This window comes from Cellulophaga geojensis KL-A, assembly GCF_000568425.1.
GTDB classification, from domain to species: Bacteria; Bacteroidota; Bacteroidia; order Flavobacteriales; family Flavobacteriaceae; genus Cellulophaga; species Cellulophaga lytica.
On the sequence record NZ_ARZX01000009.1, the window covers coordinates 65,657 to 78,059 of the forward strand.

7 protein-coding genes are annotated in these 12,403 nt (G+C 33.8%); all 7 read left to right on the forward strand.

Translation table 11 applies throughout. The annotated features are described in order from the left end of the window. The first annotated feature begins 18 nt into the window (after nucleotides 1–18). The 7 genes from KLA_RS08660 (at nucleotide 19) to KLA_RS08690 (ending at nucleotide 12,384) form a co-directional block, all read left to right on the forward strand. The gene (locus tag KLA_RS08660) at nucleotides 19–1,533 is read left to right on the forward strand and encodes a DUF1501 domain-containing protein (RefSeq protein ID WP_013620035.1); all 1,515 of its coding nucleotides are present in this window, start codon (nucleotides 19–21) and stop codon (nucleotides 1,531–1,533) included. Between the two features lie 12 nt (nucleotides 1,534–1,545). Continuing rightward, the gene (locus tag KLA_RS08665; protein WP_152536837.1) at nucleotides 1,546–2,652 is read left to right on the forward strand and encodes a twin-arginine translocation signal domain-containing protein; all 1,107 of its coding nucleotides are present in this window, start codon (nucleotides 1,546–1,548) and stop codon (nucleotides 2,650–2,652) included. Nucleotides 2,653–2,667: 15 nt separating this feature from the next. Continuing rightward, a complete protein-coding gene (locus tag KLA_RS08670; protein ID WP_034645107.1) occupies nucleotides 2,668–4,053 on the forward strand; it encodes a DUF2231 domain-containing protein in 1,386 nt (461 codons plus the stop codon). 22 nt (nucleotides 4,054–4,075) lie between these two features. After that, nucleotides 4,076–5,563: an alpha-L-fucosidase gene (locus KLA_RS08675; RefSeq protein ID WP_034645111.1), complete on the forward strand. Its 1,488-nt coding sequence runs from the start codon at nucleotides 4,076–4,078 to the stop codon at nucleotides 5,561–5,563. 292 nt (nucleotides 5,564–5,855) lie between these two features. Then, a complete protein-coding gene (locus tag KLA_RS08680; RefSeq protein WP_013620031.1) occupies nucleotides 5,856–8,996 on the forward strand; it encodes a SusC/RagA family TonB-linked outer membrane protein in 3,141 nt (1,046 codons plus the stop codon). Between the two features lie 17 nt (nucleotides 8,997–9,013). Beyond that, the gene (locus tag KLA_RS08685; protein WP_013620030.1) at nucleotides 9,014–10,816 is read left to right on the forward strand and encodes a RagB/SusD family nutrient uptake outer membrane protein; all 1,803 of its coding nucleotides are present in this window, start codon (nucleotides 9,014–9,016) and stop codon (nucleotides 10,814–10,816) included. A gap of 11 nt (nucleotides 10,817–10,827) precedes the next feature. Continuing rightward, nucleotides 10,828–12,384: a hypothetical protein gene (locus KLA_RS08690; protein WP_034645115.1), complete on the forward strand. Its 1,557-nt coding sequence runs from the start codon at nucleotides 10,828–10,830 to the stop codon at nucleotides 12,382–12,384. Nucleotides 12,385–12,403: the final 19 nt, after the last annotated feature.

Consider the following 12,403-nt stretch of genomic DNA (forward strand, 5'->3'; position numbering starts at 1 on the left):
TTTTTTTAAAGATATATTATGTGTAATAATCATCACCAAAAAATAAAATCTGTTAATAAAGATTTACAAGAACTAGAGAAACAAGTAGACCGAAGAGATTTTTTAAAAAAGACATCTTTAGGTATAGGTGCTTTAGCTTTAGGAACATTGTTAGGAGCAGATAAAATGTTTGCGTCTATAAATAAGAATAGTTCTGCAGAAGATATATTAAATACGTATAACAAAAACAGGCTTGGTTTACCTCACCATTTACCAAAAGCAAAAAGAATTATTTACTTGTTTCAGAGTGGAGGTCCATCACAAATGGATTTGTTTGACTATAAGCCTAAACTAACAGATATGTTTGGTAAAGAGTTACCAGAGTCTATTATAGGCGGACAAAGGTTAACTGGTATGAGTGGCAACCAAAGTACGTTACCTATAGCGCCATCTTCGTTTACGTTTAAGCAATACGGAGAGTCTAGAGCTTGGGTTAGTAATGCAATGCCTTATTTGTCTGAGGTTGTAGATGATTTATGCTTTATAAAAGGAATGCAGACAGACCAAATAAACCATACACCAGCAGTTACTTTTATGCAAACAGGTAACCAGTTGCCAGGTAGGCCATCTATTGGATCCTGGCTTAGCTATGGTTTAGGATCAGACAATGAAAATTTGCCAACGTTTATAACTTTAGTTTCTAAAAATGGTAAAGGCCAACCTTTAAAAGCGGCTTTGTGGGGTAATGGTTTTTTACCAACAGAACACCAAGGGGTACAGTTTAGATCTGGTAAAGATCCCGTATTGTACTTAAGTGATCCAGAAAATTATGATGGTAATGACCGTAGACATATGCTAAATTATTTAAAAGATTTAAATAGTTTACAAACTGATGCTTACGGAGACCCAGAAATACAAGCAAGAATGTCTCAGTATGAAATGGCATTTAAAATGCAAACTTCTGTGCCAGAGGTAACAGACTTGTCTGATGAGCCAGATAAAATTTTTGAAATGTATGGTAAAGACAGTAGAGATCCTGGTACTTATGCAGCAAATTGCCTAATGGCCAGAAAACTGTTAGAAAAAGGCGTAAAGTTTGTACAACTATACCATCAGGGTTGGGATCAACATAGTTACTGTCCAGGAGGTGTAAAAAGTCAATCTAAAAAAACAGACCAGCCAACTGCAGCATTAATAAAAGATCTAAAGCAACGAGGTATGTTAGATGATACCTTGGTTGTTTGGGGAGGAGAGTTTGGCCGTACAGTATACTCACAAGGTCAATTAACCAAAGAAAATTATGGTAGAGATCACCATCCAAAGGCATTTACAATGTGGATGGCAGGAGCCGGTGTTAAACCAGGTTTTACTTATGGAGAAACAGATGATTTTAGTTACAACGTTGTAAAAGATCCTGTACATGTACATGACTTTCATGCAACACTTTTACATTTATTTGGTATAGACCATGAACGCTTAACATTTAAGCACCAAGGTAGACGATACCGTTTAACAGATGTACATGGTAATGTTGTAAAAGATTTATTAACCTAAATAACCAAATAAATGTCTTCTAGAAGAAATTTTATAAAAAATACAGCTCTAGCTAGTGCAGCTGTTACAGCTACGCCATCTATCGGTTTTTCAATTCTTAAAAAAAACAAGCCTAACCAAACTATTTTAGGCCACGGAGATTATACGTATAAAGTAAATAATGATTGGGCACAAATAAGTGCAGTGCATACTCCTTTGTTAAATTGCCATGAAATGGAAATGGACAGTAAAGGAAGGTTAATAATGATAGGTGACCATACCAAAAATAATATTATAATTTTTGATAAATCTGGTAAGGTTTTAGATGCTTGGGGAACAGCTTACCCTGGTGGTCACGGACTTAAAATATCTAATGAGGGTGGTGAGGATTTTTTGTTTTTAGCAGATTCTGGTTGGTATTTAAATAAAACAGGAAAATGGGTTAAGCATAATGGAAGAATAACAAAAACAACCACAGATGGTAAAGTTATTTTTGATATTGGTCATCCGCAAACAATAGGAGTTTATGAGCCTGGAGAAAATTTTTGTCCAACCGAAATAGCCATAGGTCCTAACGGAGATATTTATGTGGCAGATGGTTACGGACAAGATTATATTTTGCAATACAATTATAAAGGAGAATTTATTAGGCGTTGGGGAGGACATAACAACCCCAATAAAAATTACAATTTGCAAAACGCACACGGTGTTGCTATAGATTACAGAGATAAAAACAACCCTATGGTTGTGTGTACCTCAAGAAATGAGCAGTGTTTTAAATGGTTTACCTTAGATGGCACGTACGTTAAAACATTAAAATTACCCAATATGCAAGTATGCAGACCAGTTTTTGATGATACTAACTTGTATGCAGGTGTGTGCTGGTCTCAGCCCAAAGTTGGAAAAACAAACTGGAAAGACCATACTGGTTTTGTAACTATTTTAGATGGTGATAAAGTGGTTTCTAATCCGGGAGGTACTGCTCCAGAGTACAAAAACGGAGCTCTTCAAAAATCATATCAACTAAAAAATAAACCCATTTTACACGGTCATGATGTATGTGTAGATGAAGATAAAAATTTGTATATCTGCCAATGGAATGCTAATAAAACGGCTCCAATAAAATTAGAGCGCGTTTAAAATTATAAGTTTAGTATGGAAAATAGTGTCCCAGATATTGTATTATTTTTAGGTAGGTTTCATCCACTTGTGGTGCATTTACCAATAGGTTTTTTAGTATTTGCCTTTTTATTAGAGGTTTTTAGCAGAGTTAAAAAAAATCCTGTATTAACAACGGCTATTCCTTTAGCATTGTTTTTAGGAGGTGTAAGTGCATTGGTAGCTTGTATTTTAGGTTATATGTTATCACTAAGTGGAGATTATGATGAAAATGCGTTGGATTCTCACTTTTGGTTTGGTGTTGTAACAACAGTACTAGCCTTTGTAGCTTGGTTAATTAGAATTGAAAAAATAAAATTATCAAACTATAAAAAATTACAACCCAATATAGCGGCTCTTACTTTATTAGTTATTGTAATAAGTGTAACAGGGCATTATGGTGGTAACCTTACTCACGGTAGTGATTATCTAGTAAAGTACTTACCTTTTAACAAAGAAGAAAAAACAGAATTAGCAGCAGTTACAAATTTAGAAGAAGCTGAGGTTTACGGACATTTAGTGGCTCCAATTTTAGATAATAAATGTATTAGCTGTCATAACCAGAGCAAAAAAAAGGGAGGTTTGTCTATGGTAGACAGTGTTTCTATACATAGTGGAGGAAAAAATGGTCCTGTTTTAGTACCTGGTAGTGCTACCAAATCTGAACTGGTAAAAAGAGTATTACTAGACCCTCATAGCAAAGATTTTATGCCTCCGGAAGGAAAACCCCCCTTAACTGATGAGGAAATTGCTATTATTACCTATTGGATAAATAGCTCTAACGCTGGCTTTAAAACCAAAGTAGCTAATGTAGAAACACCAGAAAATATAACCACAATTGCTAGCACTATGTTGGGGCTTACTAATAGTAACTCTTCGGAGGCATTGCCTACGGTAACTAAAGTAAGTGAACAGTTAATAGCAAGTATAGAAAAAGAAGGTTTTAGGTTAAGAGAGCTAGTGTTTGATTCTAGTTTATTTGAGGTAGTTTTAGATGTCAATACAATACAAGAAGTAACCAAAGATCAGCTTCATAATAAATTAGAAAAGTTGTTACCTATAAAAGAAAACATCATATGGTTATCTTTAGAAAGTAATGGGATAACAGATGAAAATGTAAAAGTGATAAGTCAATTTACAAACATTCAAAAGTTAAAGCTTGGTAAAAACCCAATATCAGATAATGCTGTAGAGTATCTTACAAGCCTACAAAAAATGACATCAGTTAATTTATTTGAAACTAATATTACAGCTAAAAGTTTACGAGTGTTTTCTAAAATGAAGAACTTAAAATATGCTTATGTTTGGAAAACCAATATAAAACAAAAAGATTTGGAAGGCTATAACAGTAACAATGCTCCTAAAATAGTATTAGGAATGTAATCTCCAAGTTATTTAACCTACTATGAAAAACAGAATTTTTATAAAAGCTTGTTTAGTGTTACTTTTTACAGGTTGTGTCAGTAAAAAAGTAACAACAGAAATACCTAATAAGAGCCTAAAATATACTGCAGACTGGGAGTCTTTACAGCAGTATAATGTGCCAGAATGGTATAAGGACCTAAAATTTGGAATTTACTTTCATTGGGGGCCATATACAGTGCCTGCATATAAAAATGAGTGGTACTCTAGGTGGATGTATGTAGATGGGCACCCTATTAACAAGTACCATAAAAAAACGTATGGTAGTTTAGATACTTTTGGTTATAAAGATTTTATACCAATGTTTACTGCAGAAAAGTTTAATGCAGATGCTTGGGCAGATTTATTTGTAAATGCAGGAGCACAATTTGCTGGTCCAATAGCAGAACACGCAGATGGTTTTGCAATGTGGGATAGTAAATTAACCACCTGGGATGCTAAAGATAAAGGACCTAAAATAGATGTTGTTGGTGCTATGGAAAAAGCTATAAAGGCTCGTGGTTTAAAATTTATTACTACTTACCACAGGCATTGGTTATACGCTTGGTACCCAACTTGGGATAAAACTACAGATGCTGCTAATTTAAAATATAAGGGGTTGTATGGGCCTAAAGTTCCAGAGGGCACTTTTGTTATGGCAGATAAACCTACAAACCCTTTACCTAACAAAACATTTAATGAAGAGTGGTTAAACAGACTTACAGAGTTAACTACTAAGTATGACCCTGATATTGTTTGGTTTGATAATAAAATGGATATTATTGATGAAGATTACAGAAAACAATTTTTAGCAAACTTTTACAACCAAGGATTAAAAAATAATAAGGAAGTTGTAGTAACCTATAAATTTAAAGATTTAGCAGTTGGCTCTGCAGTTTTAGATTTAGAACGTTCTAGAATGAGTGATAAAAAAGACTTTACTTGGTTAACAGACGACTCAATAGACTGGAAATCTTGGAGCCATATTCAAAATCCTAAATACAAATCTACAAACAGACTTATAGATTTTTTGGTAGATGTAGTAAGTAAAAACGGAGCAGTTTTATTAAATATTACACCAACTGCAAAAGGAGAAATTCCTGCAGAAGTTAAAGAACGTTTGCTGCAAATGGGAGCTTGGTTAAAAGTAAACGGAGAAGCTATATATGGTACAAGAACTTGGGAGGTTTTTGGAGAAGGCCCATCGGAGGTTGTAGAAGGGCATTTAAGCGAGCATAAAAATAAAGACAACACAGAAAAAGACATTAGGTTTACAACAAAAGATGGTATACTGTATGCTATAGTTTTAGATTGGCCTAAGGATAAGGTTTTTATAAAATCATTAGCAAACACAAAACATCAAATAAAAAAAATAGAAATGTTGGGTACTAACCAAAAAATTGTTTGGGAACAAACAAAAAATGGTTTGGTTATACAACCTTCAAAAACAAAAAATGGTAACTACGCTTTTGTGTACAAAATAGTTTTTTAAATAATTTTCATCAGCTTTATAAAACCATCAGCATTATTTTATTTGTAGTGTTGGTGGTTTTTTTGTGTGTTTATTAATTTGTGTAGTTAATGCGTTAATTTTTTATAAATTAACATTTTTATACTGTTTAAATTACATAAATAATACAAAACCAACATATTTACTGGTTTCAGCGTGGTTTAGTTAACACTTTTTTAAGATTTTATACATATGTTTTACTTAAAAAAACATTTGTTACTACCCTTAAAGCAAATAAAACCAACATTTGTGTAACTAAACTTAAAAAACGATTATGGAAATGAAATTTAATTTACTTGTTAAGTCTAGACATAAAGCTTTTTTAACGATTTTGTTTTTTGTTATAGGCTTTGGTTTGGCTCTAGCACAAACAAAAACCGTAAAGGGTAATGTTAGCGCAGATGGCGAGCCACTTTTAGGGGTAAGTGTTGTTGTAAAGGGTACAACAGTTGGGGTAGTTACAGATTTTGATGGTAACTACACCATACAAGCAGAACCAAATAGCGTATTAATATATAGTTATATAGGCTATGTTGCGCAAGAAATTGCAGTAGGCTCTAAAAGTACTATTAATGTAACTATGGTAGAAGATATTGAGGCATTAAAGGAAGTAGTACTTATTGGTTACGGTGTGCAAAAGAAAAGAGAGGTAACAGGTGCAGTTGCCCAAGTACAGGCAGAGGATATTGAAAAAATATCTACTTCAGATGTTGGTAGTGCACTGCAAGGGCAAATTGCAGGTGTAAACGTAACTTCTAGTAGCGGACAACCAGGGTCTGATGCAGTAATACTTATACGTGGTATAAACTCTGTTTTTGGTAGTAACTCTCCTTTGTATGTAGTAGATGGTATACCACAAGATGGTAATCCACAATTAAGTATTGCAGAAATAGAAACTATAGATGTACTAAAAGATGCAGCTTCTGCAGCTATTTATGGTACAAGAGGTTCTGCGGGTGTAATATTAATAACTACTAAATCTGGTAAAGTTGGTAAAATGGATATTGGTATAACCAGTTATATGGGGGTGCAAGATATTGTATCTAGTGTTCCTTTAATGAATTTTGAAGATTCTATGTATAGCCAATTTGTAAGGTTAAACAATATAAACGGTACTTTTCCAAATAACTCATTTACAACACTAGAGCAAAACCGATATGACTTTACCAACAACACCAATTTAATGGATATTCTTCAGGAAGATATGGCTTTAATTCAAAACCATAACCTTAATATATCAGGTGGTAAAGAAGGCTTACGTTTTAATGTGTCTGTTAACTATTTTGATCAGAAAGGTTCATTAATTAATTCTGGTTTAGAAAGGTTAAATGTAAGAGCAAATACAACTTATAAAAAAGGAAAATGGACGTTTACAACTGGTATTGGTTTAAGAACAGATGAGCAAGAGTATACACCTTGGCAAATATTATTAGATGGTTACAGGTACAAACCTTATCAGCAATTAATAGATCCAAATTCACCAACGGTAGATGATAGCGCAGGTGCTGCAAATAATAATGATGCTACAAACCTTAGTTTTTTAATGGCTAAGCTTAAACAGTCTGACGTTAGAAAAGGTGATAATTTTAATGCACGTATGCAGGTAGATCACCAATTATTATCTAGCTTAAAATTAACTACACGTGCATCTTTAAGCAGAACAAACAATACAAGAGTTAGGGTAAATCCCTTATTTACAGCATATTCTGTAGAAGGAGATTTAATACCGCAACAAATTAGGTCTGGGGTGTATAACCAAAGTGATAGATCTACTAGTGCAACCATAGATGGTATTGCAACTTTTGACAAAACTTTTGGAGACCACCACGTTACGTTGGTAGGTGCGGTAAGTGCAGAAAAATACACATACGATTCTTTCTTTGCTCAAAAATTTGATCTTTTTAATAATGAAATCACCAACTTAAATGGTGCTACGTTAGATGCTAACGTAGGTACTGGTAGTGGTTACGGACAAGACAGAACCAATACATTAATTGGTATGTTAGGGCGTATACAGTATGATTATAAAGGTAAATACTTAATAAGTGCAAGTTTAAGGCGTGATGGTACAAGCCGTTTTTCTGAAGAAAACAGATGGATATATGCACCATCTGCATCTGCAGCTTGGATTGCATCAGACGAAAAAGGTTGGGATGATATATTTGGACAAACCTTTAATTTCTTTAAAATGAGGTTTAGTTACGGTACAACAGGTAACCAAAGCATATTAGATTATAGTACTGCACCAACTATTGGTTTAGGACATGACTATGTTTTTGGTACAGGATCTGACCAAGTTTTGGTTTTAGGAGCTATACAAGAAGCATTTAAAAATCCTAAAGCAAAATGGGAAAAGAAAATAGAAAAGAACTTTGGTATGGAGTTCGGGTTTTTTAACAATAAACTTACAGTAACCAGTGAGGTTTATGATGGTTCTAGAACAAATATGCTATTTCCTGTTATTTTACCTCCAACAGTTGGTGGTGGTAACAACTCTAGCGTAATATTAAATGTTGGTGATATGCGTAACTACGGTACAGAATGGAGTGCTAATTACAAACATAAAGGTAAGTTTAGTTGGAACGTTTCTGCTAACTATTCTAAAAATGAAAATAGAATTACTAGAATGAGTGATTCTAACAAGTTTTCATTCTTAGGAGGTAGCCAAGTAGCGCCAGGCTTACCAGGAGAAGATTTAGTTACTGCTCTTAGAGAAGGTTATGAGGCTGGTGCATTCTTTTTAGTAGAAACAGATGGTTTAGTTACTAGTCAAGAAGAGTTAGATGAGTACAGACAAATAGATCCTACGGCTAATTTAGGAGATTTAAAGTACGTAGATCAGTTAACTGTAGATACAAATAATGATGGTATACCAGATGCTGGTGACGGAGAAATTACACTAGATGACAGAGTTTATAAAGGTAGTGGAGCTCCTGAGTATGAGTTGGGTTTTAACTTTAACGCTAATTATAAAAATGTAGATTTTTCTATGAACTGGTATGCAGCCATAGGAGGAGAAATTATTAATGGTAGTAAAGCCTATGCATACAAGCAGGGTACACATCAAGACTTAGTTCACCAATGGACATTAACAAATCCAACATCTACAATTCCGTCAGACAGAGGTAGAGATCATTTTAATTACAGAGGATATACAGATTACTGGTTGCAAGACGGTAGTTTTGGTAGGTTAAGAAACGTAACTTTAGGTTATACTTTACCTAAAAAATTAAATGAGAAGCTTAATATTAATAAATTAAGATTTTACATAGCAGCAGATAACCTATTAACCATTACCAATTATGATGGTTTTGATCCAGAAATAGGTAATGATGGTTTAAGCACACGTGGTATAGATGCGGGTGTTTACCCAATAAGCACACAATATAGAGCTGGTATTGAATTTAAATTTTAATAAAAAAAGAACTAGAAATGAAAAAATTAATATTTAACAAAATAGCTGTTGCTTTACTGTGCATTATTTGCAGTACAGCATGCTCAGATGATTACTTGGAAGAAACCAATCCTAACGAACTATCAACAGGTAGTTTCTGGAAAAATAATGTAGATTTAAACGGAGGTTTAACTGCGGTATATAATGCTTTTAAAAATACAAGTATTTTCAATGTATTGTCAGACAATCACAGGGCAGATATGAGCTGGCCAGGTTTTGGTAGGCCAAACACACAAAATTCATTCTACCTACAAACGTTTAACGATTCAGAAAATGATATAAGAAATAAGTGGTCTGCTACATATACAGTTATTTTTAGAGCAAACCAAGTTATAGCTAACGGAGAAAGGTTAATTGAAACGTATGACGACCAAGATAATATAGATTTTGCTACACAAATAATAGCACAGGCTAAGTTTTTTAGAGGAATTTCATACACCTACCTGTATAATATGTTTAACCAGGGTAGTGTGCCAATTTTTGATTTTGTACCAGAGGCAGAAAGCGATTTTTATCAGCCATTAAGCACGCCTGAAGAGGTAAAAGCTTTTTATTTAAAAGATTTAGAATTTGCTTATGAAAATTTACCTCCAATGTGGGACGGTAATGCTAATGTTGGTCGTGTTACAGCTGCAGCTGCAGCCGCAGAATTAGGAAGAAGCTATTTGTATGAAGAAGATTATACAACAGCAGCAGTATATTTTAATGATATTATTACTAACGGAGAATATGGCAGGTCTTTAGTAGAAAACATAGACGATAATTTTTCTGAGGCAGGTGAATTTAATTCTGAGTCTATTTTAGAAGTTAGTTATTCTGTAAACTTCAAATCAGAACTAAACCCGTATGATAGTCAAAATGTATCTAACACATTAGGTAGAGTATTTGCACCAGCAAACTTAGGTGGTTTTAGAGTGTCTATGCCAAGTGCTTGGTTGCAAATGGCCTATAAGAATGAAGAATTAGATATGAGTGACCCTAGAAACTATGTGCCTTGTGAAGATGGCACAGAAGGCTGTGATCCTGTAACATTAATGAGACCAAGATCATACTCATTACGTGCTTCTTATTCTATTGCTGTAGTAGATGATTTAGACACTCCTTATTATGGCGGATTATCTACAGCAGATGCTACAATATTTAACAACAAAGAAACAGCATATTTTAGAAAGTATACAAACTGGGCAACTGTGGCAACAGAAAGTGACATTGTACCTAATACACGTTCGGGTATTAACATACGTTTGGTACGTTTGGCAGATGTTTACCTTATGTTGGCAGAGTGTTTAATTAAAGGAGGTACAGATGACGGTGGCGTAGAACAAGCAATGGCATTAATAAATGAAGTAAGACACCGTTCTGCTTTAAAATTAATTGGTCCAGATGGTAGCGGTACCTACCCAGGAGCAGATCATGACAATGTTACTTATGATGCTAATAGTTTAATGGAGCATTTAATGTATGTAGAAAGACCATTAGAATTAGCAGAAGAAGGGCACGCTGTTCGCTTTTTAGATTTAAGAAGATGGGGTGTTTTAAAAGAACGCTTTCAAGAGTTAAGTCAAAAAAGATACTGGGCAGATAATTTTCCTTTTATAGATAAAGAAGGTAAACCAGTAACAAGATGGGGTTCTGTTTTAAAAGAAGGAGAAAGTCCTATAGCAAATGGCTTTACGTTTATAGATTATGCACAAGCTGCAGTAAATTATAACGAGAGTATACATGGATATTATCCTATTCCAAATAGTGAAGTTACAGCCAACCCAAATTTGAATAACTAAAAAAAGATATTATGAATAATAGATTAATTTTAATAGCATTAGTTATAGCGCTTTTTACCGCGTGTAACAGTGATGATTATGATGCTCCTAATTCGTTCTCAGACGTATCTTGGTACACAAGTGGTTTTAGAGATACAATAGTTAGTGTAAGTGTAAATGATTTTGCTTCATTTTCAGATTTATCTCAAGGTGAAATATCACACAAATGGACCATAGAACAAGGAAGTTATTTTTTAGAAGGTCCAATTAAACGTAAAGATTCTATTTATGATGATTTTATAATTAAACCAGAATCTTTAGAGAGCACAGACAAAACAGTACATGTTCTGTTTAAAGAAGGTGGTTTAAAAAAAGTAAACCTTTACAATGAGTTTAAAGAATATGTAGAGTTTAAAGGTGCAGATGGTTTTGTTTTTCCTTCTAAAGAGGTAGGTGGTAAATGGGTTATAGATACTACTTTTGTTGTAGATGTGTATGATACTATTGTGCCACAAATACTAATTCGTCAAAACGGAGTAGTTGTTCCTCATGAATTAGAGAGTGATGTTATTACGGTAGAAGCAGGGTCTGAATTAGAGTTTGTAGACATTACTACCATTGGTCGCCCTAATACTAGAGCATGGCAAATAGGAGATATTACAAGTACAGATTCACTTGCTGTAATACAATTAAACCAATTGGGTTCTTTTAAAGCAGCTTTAAATATTAGTAGGCTAGGAGAAAATATACCTGCAGATTATGATAGGTATAATGTTGCAGCTACTATAAATGTAGTGCCGTCATCATTACCATTTGAGGTTGCTGGTGATTTGATAGAATTAGAAAACCAAACCATACAAATACCTTATAATGGAGAATTTAAACCTTTTGCAGACCAAAAAGCTCATTTTACAGTAAACGTAAATGGTACTCCTTTTACCATTTCATCTATAGGTTTAAACTCTTCTAATGCAACTATTTTAGAGATAAAACTTCAAGACCAAATATACAGGTCAGATAATATTACTGTTTCTTATGATGGTAATGGCACATTAGAGTCTACAGATACTCGTATACCAGCTGCTTTTACAGATTTACCTGTTCAAATGTATCAACATGAAGCAGTACGTTATGATATAGAAGATGGTGGAGTAAACTGGACAACTAAAGATGATAACTTACCAACTACAACTGTTGCTCCATCAACAGAACAAGCAGCTAGCGGACAATATAGTATAAAAGTAGATGCAGCAGAATCTGGTGCTTGGTCTGGTTTTCATAATTTAATAGATCAATATAGCTTAACAGCAGGGGTAACTTATCAGTTAGAGTATAAAATTTATAAGCAAGCTGGTGCAGTTATAAATATGAACGGACCTTGGATACAAAAAGACGGAGAAACTGTATTTCAGTTTTGGAATAATATTGTTGCAACAGCAGCAGAAGATACTTGGGTTACGGTAAGTCCAGGTCAAAGGTTTACTGCAGCTACTACAGGTAGTGATTATGAAATATATTTAAGACACAATGGTATGGGTGTTATATATTTTGATGATATAAGAATTATGGAAGTAGATGAAAGACCATAAAAAATAATTTTTAAAAAAA